This is a genomic window from Streptococcus danieliae, assembly GCF_025447695.1.
In the GTDB taxonomy this organism is placed as follows: Bacteria; Bacillota; Bacilli; order Lactobacillales; family Streptococcaceae; genus Streptococcus; species Streptococcus danieliae.
The window spans coordinates 1-20057 of record NZ_JAOBSU010000001.1 but is presented as its reverse complement, the minus strand read 5'-3'; the positions used below and the strand labels follow the sequence as shown (position 1 = coordinate 20057).

20 protein-coding genes and 1 pseudogene are annotated in these 20057 nt (G+C 46.5%); 5 read left to right on the top strand and 16 right to left on the bottom strand.

Annotated features, from left to right (window positions below):
* Positions 1-173 precede the first annotated feature (173 nt).
* Complete coding sequence (locus N4310_RS00105) at positions 174-668, bottom strand: DUF536 domain-containing protein (protein ID WP_160332403.1); 495 nt, start codon at positions 666-668, stop codon at positions 174-176.
* Positions 669-780: 112 nt separating this feature from the next.
* Here N4310_RS00105 and aao point away from each other — a divergent pair, with 112 nt between their 5' ends.
* Complete coding sequence (gene aao, locus N4310_RS00100) at positions 781-1962, top strand: aminoacetone oxidase (RefSeq protein ID WP_262091623.1); 1182 nt, start codon at positions 781-783, stop codon at positions 1960-1962.
* Between the two features lie 72 nt (positions 1963-2034).
* On the opposite strand, the gene tsaD is transcribed toward aao, so the two are convergent.
* The 3 genes from tsaD to tsaB are packed head-to-tail and all read right to left on the bottom strand — an operon-like array spanning position 2035 to position 4137.
* A complete protein-coding gene (gene tsaD / locus N4310_RS00095) occupies positions 2035-3048 on the bottom strand; it encodes a tRNA (adenosine(37)-N6)-threonylcarbamoyltransferase complex transferase subunit TsaD (protein ID WP_262091622.1) in 1014 nt (337 codons plus the stop codon).
* Complete coding sequence (gene rimI, locus N4310_RS00090) at positions 3020-3454, bottom strand: ribosomal protein S18-alanine N-acetyltransferase (protein ID WP_262091621.1); 435 nt, start codon at positions 3452-3454, stop codon at positions 3020-3022. The genes tsaD and rimI overlap by 29 nt, the downstream gene beginning before the upstream one ends.
* Positions 3451-4137: a tRNA (adenosine(37)-N6)-threonylcarbamoyltransferase complex dimerization subunit type 1 TsaB gene (tsaB, locus tag N4310_RS00085; protein ID WP_262091620.1), complete on the bottom strand. Its 687-nt coding sequence runs from the start codon at positions 4135-4137 to the stop codon at positions 3451-3453. Before tsaB ends, rimI begins: the two co-directional genes overlap by 4 nt.
* 199 nt (positions 4138-4336) lie before the next feature.
* Here tsaB and N4310_RS00080 point away from each other — a divergent pair, with 199 nt between their 5' ends.
* Complete coding sequence (locus tag N4310_RS00080; RefSeq protein ID WP_160332398.1) at positions 4337-4573, top strand: DNA-dependent RNA polymerase subunit epsilon; 237 nt, start codon at positions 4337-4339, stop codon at positions 4571-4573.
* The gene (gene rnjA, locus N4310_RS00075) at positions 4570-6255 is read left to right on the top strand and encodes a ribonuclease J1 (RefSeq protein ID WP_160332397.1); all 1686 of its coding nucleotides are present in this window, start codon (positions 4570-4572) and stop codon (positions 6253-6255) included. The genes N4310_RS00080 and rnjA overlap by 4 nt, the downstream gene beginning before the upstream one ends.
* Positions 6256-6307: 52 nt before the next feature.
* Here the strand turns inward: rnjA and N4310_RS00070 are convergent, their stop codons facing one another.
* The 7 genes from N4310_RS00070 to gap all read right to left on the bottom strand — a co-directional run bounded on the left by N4310_RS00070 (position 6308) and on the right by gap (position 13299).
* Positions 6308-7342, bottom strand: coding sequence for a S66 family peptidase (locus tag N4310_RS00070; RefSeq protein WP_262091619.1), 1035 nt, complete (start codon positions 7340-7342; stop codon positions 6308-6310).
* Positions 7339-8268 carry a DUF389 domain-containing protein gene (locus N4310_RS00065; RefSeq protein ID WP_262091618.1) on the bottom strand — a complete coding sequence of 310 codons (930 nt, stop codon included), beginning with the start codon at positions 8266-8268 and terminating at the stop codon, positions 7339-7341. The genes N4310_RS00070 and N4310_RS00065 overlap by 4 nt, the downstream gene beginning before the upstream one ends.
* 286 nt (positions 8269-8554) lie before the next feature.
* Positions 8555-9901: a type I glutamate--ammonia ligase gene (gene glnA, locus N4310_RS00060; protein ID WP_160333214.1), complete on the bottom strand. Its 1347-nt coding sequence runs from the start codon at positions 9899-9901 to the stop codon at positions 8555-8557.
* Positions 9902-9914: 13 nt separating this feature from the next.
* Positions 9915-10286: a MerR family transcriptional regulator gene (locus N4310_RS00055; RefSeq protein WP_160333213.1), complete on the bottom strand. Its 372-nt coding sequence runs from the start codon at positions 10284-10286 to the stop codon at positions 9915-9917.
* Between the two features lie 76 nt (positions 10287-10362).
* The gene (locus tag N4310_RS00050) at positions 10363-10893 is read right to left on the bottom strand and encodes an FUSC family protein (RefSeq protein ID WP_179925020.1); all 531 of its coding nucleotides are present in this window, start codon (positions 10891-10893) and stop codon (positions 10363-10365) included.
* 60 nt (positions 10894-10953) lie between these two features.
* The gene (locus N4310_RS00045) at positions 10954-12153 is read right to left on the bottom strand and encodes a phosphoglycerate kinase (RefSeq protein WP_179923729.1); all 1200 of its coding nucleotides are present in this window, start codon (positions 12151-12153) and stop codon (positions 10954-10956) included.
* A 138-nt stretch (positions 12154-12291) separates the two neighbouring features.
* Entirely contained in the window at positions 12292-13299 is a 1008-nt protein-coding gene (gap, locus tag N4310_RS00040; RefSeq protein ID WP_160333210.1) for a type I glyceraldehyde-3-phosphate dehydrogenase, read from the bottom strand.
* A 239-nt stretch (positions 13300-13538) separates the two neighbouring features.
* Here gap and N4310_RS00035 point away from each other — a divergent pair, with 239 nt between their 5' ends.
* Entirely contained in the window at positions 13539-14759 is a 1221-nt protein-coding gene (locus N4310_RS00035; protein WP_262091617.1) for an MFS transporter, read from the top strand.
* Here the strand turns inward: N4310_RS00035 and N4310_RS00030 are convergent, their stop codons facing one another.
* Positions 14760-15944 (bottom strand): MFS transporter, encoded by a 1185-nt coding sequence (locus N4310_RS00030; RefSeq protein ID WP_262091630.1) that lies wholly within the window; start codon positions 15942-15944, stop codon positions 14760-14762.
* 311 nt (positions 15945-16255) lie between these two features.
* On the opposite strand from N4310_RS00030, the gene N4310_RS00025 reads away from it, so the two are divergent.
* Positions 16256-16837 carry a response regulator transcription factor gene (locus N4310_RS00025; RefSeq protein ID WP_262091616.1) on the top strand — a complete coding sequence of 194 codons (582 nt, stop codon included), beginning with the start codon at positions 16256-16258 and terminating at the stop codon, positions 16835-16837.
* A gap of 353 nt (positions 16838-17190) precedes the next feature.
* Here N4310_RS00025 and N4310_RS00020 read toward each other — a convergent pair whose 3' ends face one another.
* From N4310_RS00020 to N4310_RS00005, 4 genes and pseudogenes are all read right to left on the bottom strand, one after another.
* On the bottom strand, positions 17191-18333 hold the full coding sequence (locus N4310_RS00020) for a mannitol-1-phosphate 5-dehydrogenase (protein ID WP_262091615.1): 1143 nt from the start codon (positions 18331-18333) through the stop codon (positions 17191-17193).
* Positions 18334-18345: 12 nt separating this feature from the next.
* On the bottom strand, positions 18346-18783 hold the full coding sequence (locus tag N4310_RS00015) for a PTS mannitol transporter subunit IIA (protein WP_262091614.1): 438 nt from the start codon (positions 18781-18783) through the stop codon (positions 18346-18348).
* A gap of 2 nt (positions 18784-18785) precedes the next feature.
* Positions 18786-18968: pseudogene (locus N4310_RS00010) on the bottom strand (hypothetical protein); the annotation flags it as partial.
* The gene (locus N4310_RS00005) at positions 18969-19952 is read right to left on the bottom strand and encodes a BglG family transcription antiterminator (protein ID WP_262091612.1); all 984 of its coding nucleotides are present in this window, start codon (positions 19950-19952) and stop codon (positions 18969-18971) included.
* Positions 19953-20057: the final 105 nt, after the last annotated feature.

Sequence of the window (20057 nt, the reverse complement as noted above, 5' to 3'; positions counted from 1 at the left end):
TTTGGAGTCGACACAAACATGATTTTTATAGTCTTTTAGTTTGCTCTTAGTACGAGGCAACAAGTCGCAGACAGTACTGAAGTACGGCAAGACGAGCTATCACAGTAATAAAAAGGTCTGTTTCTAAAAAGCACCAAAAAATGAGGTTCAGTATGTTTCTAACCTCATTTTTCTTATTGTCCAAATAATCGTGCCCAAAAACCCTTATGGGTCTGTTCTTCTACCTGCTTTTTCGCGGCATCTAGCTCTAGTTTCAAGCTATCCTTGTCATTCATGGCCATCAGGGTCAGTTGTTGTTGCTGATCGAGTTGCTTGTCTTTCTCGGCAATCTGGTCATCCTTGGTGCGGAGTTGTTGGTCCTTGGATTTGAGTTGCTCATGCAAGCGTTCGATTTCCTTCTCCTGGCGTGTAATCTCTTCGTTTTTCTCGTCTACCAAGATTTGTAGGATTTCTTTTTCCTTGGCATCTTCGCTGATTGGCTCGTCTTCGAAGATGGATGTTTTGTAGTGATTTTCTAGCTTGATTAAGCCACTCCTGGTAACAACCGTCACTCCTTTCTCATTCTTGGATAAATCCTCAGGTGGGAGAGTTTTAATACGATCATTGACGGCTTGACGAGTGACCCCTACAATTTCAGCAATTTCCCGTACTGTTTTCTCAATTGCCATAATACCCTCATTGTACTTTTACTTTTTCTTTTTTGGTATCTAAATCTTAACACATCACTCCTAGACTGTCAAATAATCTGAAGTTTCTGGAGACCTATGATACAATGGCAGTATGAAGCATTTTGAAACTATTGTATTAGGTGGTGGGCCTGCTGGCATGATGGCTACAATTGCCAGTGCCTATTATGGGCAGCAGACCCTCCTGATTGAGAAGAACCGGCGGCTGGGTAAAAAGCTGGCTGGGACTGGCGGCGGCCGCTGCAATGTGACCAATAACGGGACCTTAGACGATCTTATCGCCAACATTCCTGGCAATGGCCGTTTTTTGTACAGCGTCTTTTCCCAATTTGACAACCACGACATTATTCGTTTTTTTGAAGAAGAGGGAGTGGCCTTAAAGGTCGAGGATCATGGGCGAGTCTTTCCTAAAAGCGATAAGTCGCGGACCATCATTGAGGCCTTGGAGAAAAAAATCAAAACACTGGGGGCCAGCATTCTGACCCAGACGGAAATTGTGGCGGTCAAGAAAAAGGACGACTACTTCCACCTGAGGTCTGCCGACCAGGAGTGGACCTGCCAGCGTTTGATTGTCACAACCGGGGGCAAATCTTATCCGTCAACAGGCTCCACTGGCTTTGGCCATGAGATTGCCCGGCACTTTCACCACCACATTACGGACCTGGAAGCTGCCGAAAGTCCAATCCTCACCGACTTCCCTCATAAGGAACTTCAGGGAATTTCCTTGGACGAGGTGACCCTAAAGCTAGGCAAACGCGAGATTCGCCATGACCTGCTCTTTACCCACTTTGGGCTATCTGGTCCCGCAGCTCTCCGGATGTCCTCCTTTATTAAGGGCGGCGAAAGACTGGAGCTGGACCTGCTACCGGATCATTCCCAGGCAGACTTGGCTAAACTGCTGGAATCCAACCGCGACAAGCAGGCTAAAACGGTCTTTAAAGGGTTCCTCCCCGAGCGGCTGGCCCTCTTTCTCCTGAAAGACTTGGCCGACCTACCAATCAAGCAAATCTCCAAAACAGACTTGGAACAGCTCTTAACCACGGTTAAGGGCCTCCAGATTCCTGTCACCGGAAAAATGTCCCTAGCCAAATCCTTTGTGACCAAGGGTGGTGTGGACTTGAAGGAAATCAACCCCAAAACCCTGGAAAGCAAATTGGTCCCTGGCCTCCATTTTGCCGGCGAGGTTATGGATATCAACGCCCACACAGGTGGATTCAACATCACCAGCGCCCTCGCCTCCGGCTGGGTAGCTGGCTCTTCCATCTCTTACGACTAATCCTCTCTTAGACCAGCAAAAAGGGCTCGTTTCCGAAATCTAGGAAACGAGCCCTTTGTTTATTCGAGGACCTTAGAGGTCATCCATACTTGGAAAGGCTAAACTAGGCTTGGCATTGAGGTCCAAGCCTGCCAGGTTGTTTTTGTTCCACTCGCTGACACTGGCATAGGCAATCATGCCAGCATTGTCGCCACAGAGGCGTAGGGGAGGGATCACGACGGGGATGTCTGTAATCTCCTCGGCCAGGCGTTGGCGGAGGCCTTGATTGGCTGCGACACCACCTGCAACGACCAACATCTCAACGGGGTAGCGCTCTAGGGCTTTCTTGGTTTTCCCAAGAAGGATATCGAGTACAGCCGTTTGGAAAGAGGTCGCTAAATCTGCCTGATTCAGCTCTTCTTCTTTTTGTTGGGCATTGTGATGGAGATTGATAAAGGCTGATTTTAGGCCTGAGAAGGAAAACTCAAGATTGTCCTCCCCCAGCATGGCTCTAGGAAAATTGTAGACATCCTGTCCTTGATGGGCCAATTGGTCAAGCTCACGACCAGCGGGATAGGTCAGCCCCATGACACGGCCAACTTTGTCATAGGCTTCGCCGACTGCATCGTCTCGGGTTTCACCGACGATGCGGTAATCGCCCGGCTCCTTGACATACACCAGCTCGGTGTGGCCACCACTGACCAGTAGAGCCATCAGCGGAAACTTGAGCTCCGCCTGGTCCTGAGCTGCCATCAGGTGGCCCGCCATGTGGTTAACGGGAATCAAGGGGAGATTGTGGGACCAGGCAAAGGCTTTGGCGGCTGACAGGCCAACTAGAAGAGCTCCGACTAGGCCTGGTCCATAAGTCACCGCAACAGCATCAACGTCCCCAGCCTTAACTTCAGCCTTCTGCAAGGCCTCCTCGATACAGGCCGTAATCACTTCCACATGATGGCGACTGGCCACCTCGGGCACTACACCACCAAACCGCTTGTGACTCTCAATCTGGCTAGCAATTACATTCGAGGCCAGCTGCCCCTTCTTCAAAACTGCAACACTGGTCTCATCACAAGATGTCTCAAAGGCCAGAATGATCTTCTCGTCCATGCAAGTCTCCCTTCATTAAAACAGCATCCTCCTTGGGATTCTGATAATAATTGGGCCGCCGTCCCAACTCCACAAATCCAATCGATTCATAGAGTTTGCGAGCAGCCTGATTCGATTCTCTTACTTCTAAAAAATAGGGCTCTCCACCGGGGAGCGACAACAACAGATCACGCGCCAAGCCCTGACCTCGATAGGCCGGCAAGACTCCTAGCTGCAAAATCTCCTGCTCCCCAGCCAAGTCTTGGACGACACAAAGGGCTGCCAGCACCGCCCCCTGATAAACCGTCCAAAAATGGGTATCCTCCCGCTCCAAATCACGGGTAATCATAGCCTCCGTCCAAGGGGAGCCACTGGGATAGACCTGACTCAGAAAGCTATAGACCTCTTGACTGGTTAAGGGACTCATACACGCTGAATATAGGACTCTCCGGCATCAACCGAGTCCTGCTTCATCAACCATTGCTCCTCTGCCTCCACCCGCTTGAGGTAGTTGGGAACCAGAGCATGAGGCTCCACTGGCAACTCCTTGGACATCTGAGCCAGCACAAGGGCATCCGGCAAGGTCGGCAAGATTTGAGCTTGCGGCAAGGCTTCCAGGATCGTAGCTTCAAAAGCCGCCACTTCCCCCACAAAGGTCACCGAAGCTTGATCGGCCATCAATTCCAAAACCTTGTCCAAGGCATAGTAACCTTCTGGCTGCAAAACTTCCCCATCCTGGTAAAAACCCGCATACACGTGCTGGCGACGAGCGTCCATCAAGGCTACAACAGGACCCGTCACATCAGCTGGTACCAAGGACCGCAGACTGGAAACAGCCACCAGTTCTGCTCCCAGGGTCTGGGCCAGAACCTTGGCAGTGGTTACGGCAATCCGTACCCCGGTATAAGACCCAGGTCCATAGGCCACATAAATCCGCTCCAAATCCGTCGGTTTCCAGTCACAGGCTTGGCAGAGATAATCGATGGTGGGCATCAAGGTGATGCTGTGATTTTTCTTCAAGGCCAGGGTCACTTGCCCGACCATTTTCCCCTCTTCTAGAAGAGCAACGGATAAGGCCTGATTGGAGGTGTCTAAGGATAAAACTTTCATCTGATTCTACTGTCCTTACTTGATTATCCCTTTTATTTTATGATATAATCAGCATTATTGCAACGAAAGAAAATTTAGCGATTCTAATACTACTTCCAATTCAAAAAGAGAAAGAGTATAAAGAGGAAGGAGCCGGATTTATCAAAGTCCCCCTCCTTCCTTTTCTCATGAATATGCGCAATAACTAGAAAGGAATTTTATGATTTTTAAAGTTTATTATCAAGAAACAAAAGACCGGAGCCCACGTCGTGAAACAACACGTTCCCTCTACCTCGAGATTGATGCTCAAACTGAATTAGAAGGTCGCATCCAGGCTCGTCAGCTGGTTGAAAACAACACCAACTACAACATCGAATTAATCGAAGCCTTGTCCGAAAATCACTTGGCTTATGAGAAGGAAAACGCGAACTTCGCATTAACGGAGTTCCCATCATGAGCTACCAACTAAAAAAAGAGGAGGTTGGGGTTTTCGCCATCGGTGGTCTCGGTGAGATCGGAAAAAATACCTATGGGATTGAATACCAGGATGAAATCCTGATCGTGGATGCCGGCATCAAATTCCCAGAAGATGATCTTTTGGGAATTGATTATGTCATTCCCGACTATTCCTATATCGTCGACAATATCGACCGTGTGAAGGGACTGCTCATTACCCATGGTCACGAAGACCATATTGGCGGCATCCCCTTCCTGCTCAAACAAGCCAATATTCCTATTTATGCTGGACCCTTAGCCTTGGCCCTCATCCGTGGAAAGCTAGAAGAGCACGGACTCTTGCGGGATGCTAAACTGTTTGAAATCAACCACAACAGTGAGCTGCCCTTCAAACACCTCAAAGCCACCTTCTTCCGCACCACCCACTCGATTCCAGAGCCCCTAGGGATTGTTATCCATACTCCTCAAGGGAAGATTGTCTGTACCGGGGACTTTAAGTTTGACTTCACCCCAGTCGGGGAACCTGCTGACCTCCACCGGATGGCGGCGATTGGCGAATCTGGCGTTTTGGTCCTATTATCTGACTCGACCAATGCGGAGATCCCAACCTTTACCAATTCCGAAAAAGTAGTCGGTCAATCCATCATGAAAATTATTGAGAACATTGAAGGCCGGATTATCTTCGCCTCCTTTGCTTCCAATATTTTCCGTCTCCAACAAGCAGCTGAAGCTGCTGTCAAGACCGGTCGCAAGATTGTCGTTTTCGGTCGTTCCATGGAGAAAGCCATTGCTAACGGGATTGAACTTGGCTATATCAAGGTTCCTAAAGGCACCTTTATTGAACCAAATGAGATCAAGGAATATGCAGCCCATGAGGTTCTTATTATGTGTACCGGTAGCCAAGGTGAGTCCATGGCCGCCCTCTCCCGCATTGCCAACGGAACCCACCGCCAAGTACAACTCCAACCCGGAGACACCGTTATCTTCTCATCCAGCCCAATTCCTGGAAATACAACCAGCGTCAATAAATTGATTAATAAAATTATTGAAGCCGGTGTTGATGTTGTTCATGGAAAAATTAACAATATCCATACCTCCGGACACGGCGGCCAGCAGGAGCAAAAGCTTATGCTACGCCTGATCAAGCCAAAATACTTTATGCCCGTGCATGGTGAGTACCGTATGCAAAAAATCCATGCCCAGCTAGCCATTGACACTGGTGTCGAAAAGGATAATGTTTTCATCATGAAAAACGGTGATGTCCTCGCCCTAACAGCGGATTCAGCCCGCATCGCAGGACATTTTAATGCCCAGGACATCTACGTCGATGGAAACCGCATTGGTGAAATCGGGGCAGCTGTTCTCCGCGACCGCAAAGACCTATCTCAAGATGGGGTCGTCCTAGCCGTCGCAACTGTTGATTTCAAGAGCAAGATGATTCTCGCAGGACCAGACATCCTCAGCCGCGGCTTTATCTACATGCGGGAATCTGGTGATCTGATTCGTCAAAGCCAGCGGATTCTGTTCAACGCTATTCGCATCGCCTTGAAAAACAAAGAGGCCAGCATCCAATCCGTTAATGGAGCGATTGTTAACGCCCTACGGCCCTTCCTCTATGAAAACACTGAACGTGAACCGATTATTATCCCCATGGTTTTAACCCCCGATGAGGATAAATCCTAATAACCCAAAAGACCTCCAATCAAGATCCATAAGGACCTGATTGGAGGTCTTTTTAAGTATAGTCAAAACGAATCACCTGTTCCTCAGCATCGACCTGGGCGGGAATGCCCAAGGGGACAATGCAACGAGGAGTGGCATGACCGACATTGATATTGGCTAGGATTGGGAGGTCTGGCTGGTCAAGCACCTCTACTAGAATCCGATGGTAGTCCTCCATGTAGACCTGGTCCTGGGGTTTCCCAAAAAGTAGGCCACTAACGACTTCAAACAGACCATAGTCCTTCAGGCGGCTAAGCATCCGAGCAAATTTTGCTGGATTGGCCTTTTCCTCGCTGGTTTCAAGAAGGAGGATTTTCCCCGACCAATCCTCCAGGCTAGGAAAAAGTTGGTGGTCTTGGCAGAGCTGGGCTTGATCTGGAAACCGATCTCCTGCTAAGATTTCATACAGAGATTCGAGGCAGCCGCCCAGAATCGGACCCTTAAAGGTGGCTGGTCCCTGCAAGTGGAGGAAACCTTGATTGGGATAGGAGGGCATGGATTGCCCCAAACCAGCGAGGCTGAAATCAGTCCTTTCTTGATACCAAAGTGAACTTGGGCGGATCTCCTCAATTTTTCCCGTTTGCACCAAAGTTTCAAAATAGGAACGGGTGTAAGGAAGCATTTCTGGAGCTAATTCGCAAATATCTGGAAGAAAGGCCTGGCCGTAGAAGCTGGGCAAGCCCAGCTTCTGCAGCATCAGGTGATTGATGGTGGTATCCGAAAAGCCTAGGAAGATCTTAGGCGTCAACGCCTGCTCGAGCTGCTGCTCCGCAAACAGGGCGGGCAGCAGGCGGTAGCTGTCCAAACCGCCAATGGCACAGAGAATCAGATCCAGAGACGGGTCGGAAAAGGCAGCTAGCAAGTCCTGGGCACGCGCTTCCGGATGTTGGTCTAAATAGTCTAATCCCTTGAGCGCATTGGGCAAGTAAACAACCTCCAGCCCCAACTCTTGCAGTCGTCGTAAACCAAGCTCTCGCTCATGCGCTACAAAGGCCTCCCCAAGCATTCCACTCGAGAGACTGACAATCCCAATTTTTCGAACCTTCATGACTCATCCTCCTTAACTGCTACAGTAGTGAGCATCTGCTCCACCACTAACTGAACCCGCTCCAGCCCATAATCGTCTTTGTGACCTTCTATAGCCAGCAATTCAGAAGAACTTAGCTCTCGCCCGGCGATCCTGAGTCGCAACTCCTGCTTTTGTGCATCATAGGTCTGACTGACAATCGCATATTGGGAAAATTCCTGCGCCACAAAATCCCGCAACTGCTCCTCAAAAACTAATTTATCCGCTGCCGTCTTGGCTGGAAAGGTTAACAAAAGACTCACACTCAGGAGCAGTGTAGCCACCAGCACCTCATTAAGACTCTTCCTCTCGGCATCTCCTACTAAATAGGAAACCAAGTAATGAGCCAGCAAGATGAAAAAAACATTGATTGCAAACAAGTAGAGCGCCCCTAGGACAAAAGTCATATCCGCATGAGCAATCCCATAACCCGCTGCACAAAGAGGCGGAACTAGGGAGGTAGCCAATGCCACCCCCGCAGCCAGATGATGGACTTCCTTACGACGCAAGCCAACAGCTCCGACCAATCCTCCGATAAAAGCAATCAAGACATTCCAAAGCGTTGAACTCGTCTGCCCCTGTAACTCTACCCCAGCTGCTTGCAGGGGCGTCCACCAAAAATAAAGAGTGGCCAACAGCAAAGCTGCTACAATCTGCAAAAACAAAATCCTCAGTGACCGTTTGACCAAGGAAAAATCTACAAACGAAGCTCCAAAGGCCAGCCCGACAATAGCCGGCATCAAGGGCGATAATAATTTGGCTCCCAAAATCATAGGAATAACGTTCAGGTTCAGACCAGTACAGCCTACCAGAACCGCACAAACCAAGAGTAACCAGTGCTGCTTCTCAAACAGTAAATCTGCCTCAACTCGCCCCAAAAGCTCCTCCGATGACCAACGATTTTTCATCCCTTACACCTTTCTATACTCTTTTTGTTTATCCTATATTGCTGCTTAGCCCGTCTTGCCCTACCTATTTGGAGTTTTCTTCGAAAGTTTCATCAGAAAGTTTTAGGTCACCTAGAGCTCACTGCTCTATACTAACAGACTAGGATTATATCTCTCTTTATTTTATACCGAATGACCGTCAAAATCAAAAAACCACGGAATTTCAACTAACAAACGCAGAAAAGGCCTAGCCAGTTGACTAGACCTGATGCTTTTATAGGCTTTCGATTTGCAGACGAAAGCAGAATTAATACATCTCCAAATAGTTATCAATTTCCCATTGGGAAACATAGGTCGCATAGCTGGCCCATTCAATCCGTTTGGCCTCAAGGAAATTGGAGTAGATGTGCTCGCCCATCGCTTCTTTCACAACCTCATCCTCTGTCAAGGCCTTGAGCGCATTGTGGAGGGTCGATGGAAGATCGGTAATTCCTGCCTCCTGACGCTCTTCTGGCGACATAGTGTAGATATTGGATTCAATTGGTTCTGGTGCCTCGATGCGATTGGCAATTCCATCCAAACCAACCTCCAAGAGTACCGCCATAGCGATATAAGGATTGGCCATTGGATCCACCGACCGCAGTTCCAAACGTGTCCCCATCCCACGACTAGCCGGCACACGAACCAGTGGCGAACGATTTCGTCCAGCCCAGGCAATATAAACAGGGGCCTCGTAACCAGGAACAAGTCGCTTGTAAGAGTTAACGGTTGGGTTCATAACAGCCGTGTAATGGTAAGCGTGTTTCAGAAGGCCACCCAAGAAATAATAGGCCACTTCGGACAACTGCATACCGTTTGGATCTTCTGGGTCAAAGAAAGCATTTTGCCCATCTGGACCAAAGAGGGACATATTGCAGTGCATCCCTGAACCGGCAATGCCGTGTTTAGGCTTGGCCATAAAGGTCGCATACATACCATGCTTCCGAGCAATGGTCTTAACAACCAGCTTAAAGAGCTGAATTTTATCGCAGGCCTTGAGCACATCATCATACTTGAAGTCAATCTCATGCTGGCCAACAGCTACTTCATGGTGACTAGCCTCCACTTCAAAGCCCATCTTAGTCAAGACATTCACGATTTCCCGGCGGGTATTGTCCGCCAAGTCTGTTGGAGCCAAATCAAAGTAGCCCCCTTTGTCATTTACTTCCAGGGTTGGTTTACCCTGATCATCCATCTTGAAGAGGAAGAACTCTGGTTCAGGACCTAGGTTAAAGGAAGAAAAACCTGCTTCCTGCATATGTTTGAGCGATTTTTTGAGATTGGAACGTGGGTCTCCTGCAAAGGGTTCTCCTTCTGTTGTGTAGACATCACAAATCAAACCTCCAACACTACCGTTCTCATCTCCCCAAGGGAAGACAATCCAGGTATCCAAATCCGGATAAAGGTACATATCAGACTCATTGATCCGCACAAACCCTTCAATCGAAGAGCCATCAAACATAGCCTTATTGCTCAGAACCTTTTCCAACTGTTCATCCGTGGCAGGAATCTCCACATTCTTCATGGTGCCTAAAATATCCGTAAACATAAGGCGGATAAAGGTAACATTTTTTTCTTTAACTTCTCGACGAATTTGTTCTGCGGTAACAGACATAGGGAACTCCTTTTTAAAAATGGTTAGGTCCCAGAGAACTAAAACCACTGCCTCCTGAAGCGAAGGGACCTTCTCGCACAATATCCCTGTGTAGGGCTCTGCGAACAGCCTTATCGCTCATCTTTTGACGTGATTTTTGTTCCCTTTGATAAAAGCGTTTTTTGATGTCCGCAATCGAATAACCTTCTGCCAATAAATCTTTAATTTCCAATAAACGATCCATATCATTTAAGGAAAAATAACGGCGGTTTCCTTCATTTCGCTCTGGTTTCACCAAACCGTGCTCTTCGTAGTAACGAATTTGGCGATCCGAGAGATCCGTCAACTTCCGAACACTGGACATGGGAAAAACAGCCAAATGGCGACGCAATTCTTTTTCTTTCATCTTTTGGAACCTTTCTGTAATCCATTATAAAGCTGGCAAAACCATCTGTCAAGTTATCATGTCAGTTTTTCTGACACTATTTTTTGAGGAATATTTCCTTCATCCGATCGAGGTCGTAATTCACTAAAATTGCGATAAAAACGCCAAAAAAAGTCTCAAGAACACGGGTAAAAACATAAAGCATCGATTCACCATAGGGAATGGACAAACTAATAATCAGAAAGGCCGCCGAACCACCGATAATTGCTCCCCCCGTATTCGTGGCCACACAGGTCATGATGGTTAACATGACACCAATCGGAACCGCCAAAAGCAAAACCCAGGGATTGCCTGGAAAGGCCCGCTCCAATATAAAATAAAGAAGAGCATAGAAGCCACCAATACTATTGGCAATAATCCGCGACATGCCAAAGTGGACACTCTGATCAAAATCCTCCCGTAAGGTAAAGATAGCCGTTAAAGCAGCAATCTGCATCCCATCCCAACCAAAGATATAAAAGAGGAGCAGCACCAGAAAAACAGCTAAACCTGTCTTGAAGGTTCGCATACCCAAACGGAATTTCTGAGGATTAAAACGATAGCGCTTAAAATAACGAAGGATCTTCATAAAACTCACCACACCAAAAAGAGGGGGGACTGCCGTCCACCCCAACCTTTTCTAAAGTGTTTATTTTTCTGTCAAGGCAGCCAAACCTGGAAGTACTTTTCCTTCAAGCAATTCCATAGAAGCACCACCACCAGTTGAAATCCATGAGAATTTATCTGCACGGCCAAGGTTGATTGCTGCAGCTGCAGAATCACCACCACCGATGATTGATTTCACTTCTGGTTGTTTCACAATGGCATCCATCACACCGATAGTACCAGCTTGGAAGTCTGGGTTTTCAAAGACACCCATCGGTCCGTTCCAAACAACGGTTTTAGCACCAGTAAGAGCTTCATCAAACTTCGCGATTGATTTTGGACCGATATCCAAACCAAGGAAGCCCTCAGAAACAGCTTCACCTTCGGTATCACGAACTTCAGTATAGTCTGCAAAAGCATTTGCTTCTTTAGAGTCCACTGGCAAGATCAATTTACCATTAGCTTTTTCAAGAAGAGCTTTCGCTACATCCAATTTATCTTCTTCAACAAGAGAGTTTCCGATTTCAAGGCCTTGAGCTTTGAAGAAGGTATAGGTCATTCCTCCACCAATCAAGACTTTATCTGCTTTTTCAAGCAAGTTTTCGATAACACCAATCTTGTCAGAAACTTTTGAACCACCAAGGATCGCTACAAATGGGCGAACTGGGTTGTCAACTGCTTCTTGGATGTAAGCAATTTCGTTTTCCAAAAGGAAACCAGCTACTGCTTGCTCCACATTGGCTGAGATTCCAACGTTTGATGCGTGAGCACGGTGTGCTGTACCGAAGGCATCGTTTACGAAGATACCATCTCCAAGAGATGCCCAGTATTGACCAAGCTCTGCATCGTTTTTAGATTCTTTCTTACCGTCCACATCTTCAAAACGAGTGTTTTCAACAAGAAGGACTTGACCGTCTTCCAAGCCGTTAATCGCTGCTTCCAATTCAGCACCACGAGTTGCACCTGGAATGAAAACAACGTTTTGACCTAGTTTTTCAGCAAGAGCAGCTGCTACTGGAGCCAATGATTTACCTTCTTTATCCGCTTCTTCTTTCACACGACCAAGGTGAGAGAACAAGATTGCGCGTCCACCTTGCTCAAGAACATACTTGATTGTTGGAAGAGCAGCAGTAATCCGGTTGTCATTTGTAATAACGCCATCTTTCAAAGGAACATTAAAGTCCACACGAATAAGGACTTTTTTGCCCTTCAAGTCAACGTCTTTTACAGTCATTTTTGCCATGATACAAAAACCCCTCTTTATTTTTTATACGTTCCTATTATATCACAAGTAGGCTTATTGTGAGAAAGAAAACAAAAAACTTATCGAGATTTTACACGCAAAAAAAAGCCTGCCAAAGGCAGGCTTTTCGCTCAATGATTATTTTGCAAGTTTTGCAAAGTACTCAAGAGTACGTACCAATTGAGCTGTGTAAGACATTTCGTTGTCATACCATGAAACAACTTTCACCAATTGCTCTCCATCAACATCAAGAACCTTAGTTTGAGTTGCATCAAACAATGAACCGTATGACATACCAATGATGTCTGAAGAAACGATTTGATCTTCAGTGTATCCGTATGACTCGTTTGAAGCTGCTTTCATTGCTGCGTTCACTTCATCAGCAGTAACATTCTTATTAAGAACAGCTACCAATTCAGTTACAGAACCTGTTGGAATTGGAACACGTTGTGCAGCACCGTCAAGTTTACCGTTCAATTCAGGGATAACAAGACCGATAGCTTTAGCCGCACCAGTTGAGTTAGGAACGATATTAGCTGCAGCTGCGCGAGCACGACGAAGGTCACCACCACGGTGTGGTCCGTCAAGAACCATTTGGTCACCAGTGTAACCGTGGATTGTAGTCATCAAACCTTGTTTCACGCCGAAGCTGTCGTGAAGTGCTTTAGCCATTGGAGCCAAGCAGTTTGTAGTACATGAAGCACCTGAGATAACTGTTTCACTTCCGTCAAGGATGTCGTGGTTAGTGTTGAATACAACAGTTTTCACGTCATTTCCACCTGGGGCAGTGATAACAACTTTCTTAGCGCCACCAACAAGGTGTTTTTCAGCAGCTTCTTTGCTTGCAAAGAAGCCAGTTGCTTCAAGAACGATTTCAACGCCATCGTTAGCCCAGTCGATTTGCTCTGGGTCACGCTCAGCAGATACTTTAACGAACTTACCGTTCACTTCGAATCCACCGTCTTTAACTTCAACAGTACCGTTGAAGCGACCTTGAGTTGTATCGTATTTCAACAAGTGAGCAAGCATTACTGGATCAGTAAGGTCGTTGATGCGTACTACTTCAACACCTTCAACTTCTTGAATACGACGGAAGGCAAGGCGTCCGATACGTCCGAAACCGTTGATACCAACTTTAACTACCATTCGTGATTTCCTCCTTATGAAAATCAAAAAATTTATTGTGAAAAGAGTAACTTGTGTTTTTGCAATCTCTTTCAACACCCTTATTATAACCCTTATTCTCCAAAAAGGCAAGATAGGAATAGGCTCTTCCAAAAATCTCCATGCTCTTCTTGTTTTTTTCGAGTCAAGTTCTTTGACTATCGCTCTCCAAGGTGCTATATTTATATTTGTAAGCGTTATCATTTAAAAGGGAGGTTCCTATGGAAAACAAATCCATTTCCAATAAGACGGGTATTCTGATGTTCTATACCCTCTTGCTCGCCTACATTACATTTGCCGCCAGCTGGGTCGGAGGATCCACACTTGGCCCTCAAATTGTCAGTACCTTCTTCGGAGATAAAGGGGTTGACCCTACGATTTCTGAAATGGTCAACTACACCATCACCGTTGCGCGGGTTATCGCCAACTTCTTAGCAGCTGCCGTGCTCGTTAAATTCGGCATTAAGCGGGCTGCTATTATCGCTATCGGCTTACTCTGTTTCGCTCTCGTAGCCGTTTGGATGCCAAGCTATCCTCTTTACATCATCGCTCGGATGATTATGGCCTTGGGAGGCTCCATGATTATGGTTTACATGAACCCAATCGTTGTTCGCTTTGTCTCCCAAGAAAATAAAATTTTCTACTCATCTCTCATCACCGCCAGCTACAATATTGGAGCCTTCGTGATCGCGATTGCCTTCGTTTTCTGGGCAGATACACTCCGCATGGACTGGCGTTTGACCCTCAGCGGTATTGCCCTCATGGCCATCATCTGCTTCCTCGTTTGGCTCTTTAAAGCCGAAAACTTTGAAACCGGCGGTGGACAGGCAGGACAAGCTCCTACTTACTCTTATGGACAAGCCCTCAAGGATTCTTTCGTATGGCGCTTTGCGGTTGGTTTTGCAGCCTTCCTAATTCTTTATGTAATGTCGCTAAACTCCATCCCAGGCCAGTTGGCTAAGGAATTCCCAGACATCTTTGTTGCAGGTTACATGATCTGTGCGGTTTCTGGAGGAGGAATCACAGGAACGCTGGTTCGCCTCAAGAGCCCGGTTAACCGGGAACGTCGCCCTTACCTCGTTCGCTTAGGGATTATGGCTATCGCCACCATGACTGCCGGAATTGCCAGCATTGCCATTCTCAAGATGGCCTTCCTCGGCTACCTCTTCTTCTTCGCCTGCGGTTTCCTCATTTTCTACCAATACGCAGTCTACCTCAATATTCCACATGAACTTCCAAACATGAATCCACAAAAAGCAACCCTCATGTTCGGAATCATCTGGGGTGTTACCTACGGTCTCTACACCGTCTTGAATTACTTCTGGAGCTGGATTTACGGGAACTTCGGTTTCTGGCCATCAGCCCTCTTCTATCTGGCAGTCCCAGTGATCTACCTCGCGATGATCCTCACCCTGCCTGAAACCTACAAAAAATCGGTATAACTACCGATTTTTTCTTATTGTTGAAAAAAGGAAAAAGCCAACAACAATCGTCGCCCCATTAATGATCAGCCCCAAAACGGTAATATTCCCGTAGAAACTTGGGACAAGCAAACTAATAACCGCAAAAAACGTATAGAGACTGACAATAGCTGCATTAACCAGTGCCAACTCCTTGTGATCATAAGTTGCATAGATCAGTTTGTTAAACATATTCCCGGAAATACCAATAATCAGAAAGGCCAGGAAAAAGGCGCCCAACTGAATCCAAGGTTGCTCTACCACAAAGACCAGCAGTAGCAGAGCACCCGAGAGCATGTAATCCAAGGGGAAAAAAAGCCGAGGATCCATCTGAACATAGGGAGCTAGGATTGCCCCTAAAAGATCTGCTCCCCGCTGGCAGGCTAAGATCAAGCCCAAATAAGCGACCGAATAACCCTGCTGCACCAAATAAATAGGCGCCAGCGTCAGCAGCAAATCCACACCTCCACTGAGGATCGCCTCCGTCAGAATAATATAAAAAGCATCTCGTGAAGCAACTAGGGTTTTAAAAGAAGCAAGCCGATCCACCGACTCTTCCTCCTCCACAGTCACTCCCGCTGTGTCCGGAATCTGCAACCGCATCAAGAAATACAGAGCACCAATAAAGAAAGGCAAACTCCATTCCATCAAGGTCAAATAGGACATAAAACCTAACAGAAGAGAAGCTACAAAGTTACTGGAAATATCCAGAACATTTCCAGTCAAATATTGAACATTAACCGATTTTTCCAACAAATCCTCACGATTGTCTAAAATCGCCGGAATCACCTTCATTTGCAGATTGTTCAAACAAACCGTAACCAAGGAGAACACAAAATTCAATAGGACCATCCAAAGAAGGGACCAGGTCTGCATCAAACACAGGAGAATCAGCAACATCAAACCAATCTGGATCCCCTGCAAACTCAGTATAGCCAACTTATTTCGCTTTAAGCGGTGAAGATAGGGACCATAGGCTGCCGCAAACAAACGCGGCAACATCCCAATCAAGGTAAAGAGGGACAAAGAACCCGCATCAATCTGGTAAACTTGTACCAAACCAAGGGACAAGGCAATCATATAAAAGGAATCCGCTACATTCCGATTAGCCCCACTAAAAATTAAGCGGTAAAAATTAGGCGTCAGTTTCATCGACTTCAGACTCATCAAGCGTCACCACCTTCTATTCGAGCTCTGCTATCCGATCAAAAATCGTCTAGCTATTTACTATCAAACAACTAGTTAGAAACGATCGCCTACTGATTTTCTGGGATGCTTAAACAGTAATCTCATATTCATACCCCTTACCTCTTTCTTGAATCTTACTAACGTTAGTACTGACAGTCTAGCAAATCTCGCCTTGATTCGCATGAGTTATTTGTGCAATCTCCTAAAAATTTTCAAAAAAAGCAACCATTTCAAACAAGTTTTTTGCTATAATGAAGCAAACTTTTTTAACCATGGAAAGGAGGAAGAACATGACCGTACTTTTCATCGGACGCCGTGAATTCCTAGCCCAGGCCCTGACTAAGATCTATAACAATTTAGAATTTACAGTCTACTTAAAGGACTGGGAAGACAGCTTTTTAGAACGCATCTCCCAGAGCCAACCAGGGCTAGTCATCTTGGAAATCACCAGACCTGAGCGCAAGGCCTTCTCAGCCTGCCAGAAAATCAAGGCAAACTTTCCAGACCAGCCTATCCTATTGTTTTCAACCCACTATCGCGAACACTACCTCCAAAAAAGTCTGGAAGCAAAAGCCACTGGCTACCTCCATCAAGACCTGAGCATGGAAGAGATAAACCAGGGCTTTCAAAAGGTCTTAAAAGGACAAGCAACCTTCCCCTATCCAACAAATCCCTATTCGTCTGCTCTAAGTCCTCGCGAAATCGAAATACTTTATCTGCTCCGCCGTAACTATACTCAAGAAAAAATCGCCAGTACCTTGGCCATCAGCCGCCGTACCGTCAACAACCATCTGGCTCATATCAATGACAAATTAAACACACAATCAAGCATGGCTGCAGTCTTAAGAGCCATCGAACTGGGAATCCTATGAGGGAAAACGAACTCAAGATCCCAGAATCTGACATCGTAAAAAGAGGCTGGGACAAAAGTCTAGCCTCATTGACTTTGGTTAATAAAATGCCTTTGACGCAGTAGCTGATTGGGTCTAACAGCATTGTATGCTGTTAGAGAGTACCAAATCTTGGTTGCGAAGCAAACTCCAATCATTCGCTTTTCAAGCTCGGAAGAGGACCTAATCAGCCTTGCGGGGGTGGGAGTAAAAAGATCCAGTGGATCTTTTTAGCATGAGCCTGAAATTAAGAAAGCGAATAAACTAAATTTTTTCAAATTTAGTTCTGTCCCACTCCCTTTTTATCGTTGTTTTATGTGCTTTTAAACCAGTTTTTAGTTTGCCAATTGAGCGACCACAGCCTCCAAAAGCGGCCCCTCCTCCAGGCCGGTCACCTGAACCACCACTTCTTTTAGTGGTTGGGAAGCTAGGAGTTCTTGTAATTCCAAAGCCTGGGGATCATTTGGATCGCGGTAGGCAAAAACTGCCGCAACGGTTTCTAACAGATGTTGATAGGCGAGTTTACGCTCTGCCAATTCACGGATCGGGCGGATAAAGCGTTCATCGTAACCCAATTTCCGAATCGGTGTCCGGGCTACACGCGCAATATCATCTACAATATACGGATTTTCAAAACGGCTGATAATCACTCGGTGATAGTCTTCTAAAGCCGCCTGCTCAAAGCCCCATTTGGCCATTAACAGGCTGCGAATCTCTGCCAAAACAGCCTCGACTTGCTCCTTGACTGCTGGATTTTGCAGCGCTTCAAGAATGGTCTTGGCTCCAGCTTGAGCCCCTGTATAGGCAGAGGTTGCGTGGCCAGAGTTCACGGAGAAGAGCTTACGTTCGATAAAGGGTTCCAAGTCCTCTTCGTAATGAACCTGCTCTAAACGCAGCTCGGGATTTTTCATGCCCTTGGTTTCGACAACCCACTCCTTGAAGGGCTCCACCACCACATAGAGCGGATCCTCATGGCTTTGAGCGGGAACAATACGGTCAACAGCTGCATTAGGGAAACCAACATGTTTCGCCACATAAGCTTTGCCGGCTTCAGACAGATAACCGTCCACTTCCTGCGCCAGAAAACTAGAGCCTCCAATCATATTCTCACAGGCAAGAACATCCACATTTTGGTGGTTCCCCTGAGCCAAGCGTGCTTCCAAACCACGTGCCAAAACTTCTGCAATAAAGGGAAGGATATTGGGACCAATCGCGGTTGTGATCAAATCCGCCTCCGCAATTGCCTGAATGACTTGGTCTGGATTTTGGGCGTTGTTGATGCCCCTAACGCGGGAAACCTGAATTTTCGGTTGGCCTTCCTGGGCAATTTCAATAGTATAGCCTTGTTTCTCATTCAAGGCATCAATAATCGTCTCATTAACATCAATAAAGGCAATTTCAAAATCATTGTCATAAAGAACTTGGCCAATAAACCCACGTCCAATATTTCCGGCACCAAAATGAACTGCTTTTTTCATAAAAGATCCTCCCTAAGCTACACTTTCTAGTAATTGCTTGATTTCTTCCACTCTTTGAGCATCTGCTAGCTTGACCACATTGTCGACATCGGCACAGAAGATGGATATTTTTTGAATCATCTCCAAATGATCCTCTCCCAGCCCAGCAATTCCAAAAAGAATTGTCGCAATCTTAGGATCTGCATCTGTTCCAAAATTTACACCAGCTGGAACCTGCACAATGGTGATGCCAGAAGACAAGACTTCTTTTTTAGCCGCATCTGTTCCATGGGGAATGGCAATAAAATTGCCCATATAAACGGAAAGGTCTTGGTTGCGCTGGATCATAGCCTCAATATAGGCTTCCTTGACATGGCCAGCGGCCTGCAACTGACGTCCACAAAAGCGAATGGCTTCTTCCTTACTTGCAAAGGCTTGGTTTACATGAATGAGCTTATTTTCAAGTTGCATAGTTATTCTCCAATTTTTTTCATTTTTTCTGCAAAGATGGTATTCAATAATTGGTAGACAATCTCTTGATTTCCCGTCCGATAAATCTCTGTGTAGAGTTTGTTTTCAATAATCGACTGACTAATAGCCGTCATCAAATCCCGAACTTCCTCCCGTTCCCCGACTGGAGTGAGCATGACCAAGAGTCACCGAACCGCTTCCTCCTCCTGGTTCATCGAGGGACTGGAAACAGCATTGGCCAACTGCGCAATCATAAACTGACTGGCCTCGACCTGGCTGGTTTGGGTATGTAAGAGGGCTAGATTGGTTTGCGGAATGGCCAAGGGGCTCTGGTAAAAGCGGTCCAAAAGTTTCCGACTGACATAAGCCGTATCTAAGATCCCCTCTAATTGCCCAACCACCGCTGCGACAGCCTGGTCGAACGATTCCTGCTGCGGTAGTTCCACCAAGGAGAATCGTTTTAGGAGTAGCCGGCTAGCTTCCAGATAGGCCGGCAAATCATGGCTTTTTTCCTCTTCCACAACCACCCGTTCCCGAACCGTTCGATTTTCCTGGATCCGCTGCAGGGTTTCCTGCAAGTCCAACATTTCCTGGGTACTGGGGAAGGTCGAAATTAATTGGAATTCAGATTGAGTCAGCGGTTTGGTCGTCAAACAATAGTCATAGGAGTCCAACTCTAACCCCTCCAAGTTATTGGAACTTTTCACCTCAATTCCCTCTACGAAGGGAGCAATCGTTTTGATTTTTGACACCAAAACGCTAGCTGACAAAGGCCGTTCATCCGTCACCAGCAGCAAGCGGATAGGAAAAATTTCTGGACTTCGCCGCAGGCTAGCGGCAAAGTGCAGGGTCACTAGTTCGTATTCATATTCATTCTGAATATAGGCTGGGAACAAGTCCTGCATTAACAGGCTGACCAGGCGGTGTAAAAAGGGATTTCTCTGACTACTTAAAAAAGCCATATTCGCCGTTTTGACATCTGGAAACAAGACTGGGACCGCTAGAGTTAGGCGGATATGATTAAATAAAAAGGGGAAAAGTAAGCGATCCTTCATAAAATCACTCTTGCTAAAACGGGATACGGAGTCAATCAGCTGCGTGACATTGTAATAAAAAGAACTGTCAAAACTCTCCCGAAAGAGCGGCACCTCCTGACGGCGAATAATCAACTCATCCACCATGGACGCAAAGTAAAGAGAATCATTCCCGTTGCTTATTCTTTTTGAAAATAATGTCAGGATTCTGACTCCTCATCATCAATTTCATAAAAATGA

Bases quoted from the DNA above. Each gene is read 5' to 3' on its own strand.
- N4310_RS00105 (WP_160332403.1), bottom strand. From the start codon at position 668: ATGGCAATTGAGAAAACAGTACGGGAAATTGCTGAAATTGTAGGGGTC.
- aao (WP_262091623.1), top strand. From the start codon at position 781: ATGAAGCATTTTGAAACTATTGTATTAGGTGGTGGGCCTGCTGGCATG.
- tsaD (WP_262091622.1), bottom strand. From the start codon at position 3,048: ATGGACGAGAAGATCATTCTGGCCTTTGAGACATCTTGTGATGAGACC.
- rimI (WP_262091621.1), bottom strand. From the start codon at position 3,454: ATGAGTCCCTTAACCAGTCAAGAGGTCTATAGCTTTCTGAGTCAGGTC.
- tsaB (WP_262091620.1), bottom strand. From the start codon at position 4,137: ATGAAAGTTTTATCCTTAGACACCTCCAATCAGGCCTTATCCGTTGCT.
- N4310_RS00080 (WP_160332398.1), top strand. From the start codon at position 4,337: ATGATTTTTAAAGTTTATTATCAAGAAACAAAAGACCGGAGCCCACGT.
- rnjA (WP_160332397.1), top strand. From the start codon at position 4,570: ATGAGCTACCAACTAAAAAAAGAGGAGGTTGGGGTTTTCGCCATCGGT.
- N4310_RS00070 (WP_262091619.1), bottom strand. From the start codon at position 7,342: ATGAAGGTTCGAAAAATTGGGATTGTCAGTCTCTCGAGTGGAATGCTT.
- N4310_RS00065 (WP_262091618.1), bottom strand. From the start codon at position 8,268: ATGAAAAATCGTTGGTCATCGGAGGAGCTTTTGGGGCGAGTTGAGGCA.
- glnA (WP_160333214.1), bottom strand. From the start codon at position 9,901: ATGTCTGTTACCGCAGAACAAATTCGTCGAGAAGTTAAAGAAAAAAAT.
- N4310_RS00055 (WP_160333213.1), bottom strand. From the start codon at position 10,286: ATGAAAGAAAAAGAATTGCGTCGCCATTTGGCTGTTTTTCCCATGTCC.
- N4310_RS00050 (WP_179925020.1), bottom strand. From the start codon at position 10,893: ATGAAGATCCTTCGTTATTTTAAGCGCTATCGTTTTAATCCTCAGAAA.
- N4310_RS00045 (WP_179923729.1), bottom strand. From the start codon at position 12,153: ATGGCAAAAATGACTGTAAAAGACGTTGACTTGAAGGGCAAAAAAGTC.
- gap (WP_160333210.1), bottom strand. From the start codon at position 13,299: ATGGTAGTTAAAGTTGGTATCAACGGTTTCGGACGTATCGGACGCCTT.
- N4310_RS00035 (WP_262091617.1), top strand. From the start codon at position 13,539: ATGGAAAACAAATCCATTTCCAATAAGACGGGTATTCTGATGTTCTAT.
- N4310_RS00030 (WP_262091630.1), bottom strand. From the start codon at position 15,944: ATGAGTCTGAAGTCGATGAAACTGACGCCTAATTTTTACCGCTTAATT.
- N4310_RS00025 (WP_262091616.1), top strand. From the start codon at position 16,256: ATGACCGTACTTTTCATCGGACGCCGTGAATTCCTAGCCCAGGCCCTG.
- N4310_RS00020 (WP_262091615.1), bottom strand. From the start codon at position 18,333: ATGAAAAAAGCAGTTCATTTTGGTGCCGGAAATATTGGACGTGGGTTT.
- N4310_RS00015 (WP_262091614.1), bottom strand. From the start codon at position 18,783: ATGCAACTTGAAAATAAGCTCATTCATGTAAACCAAGCCTTTGCAAGT.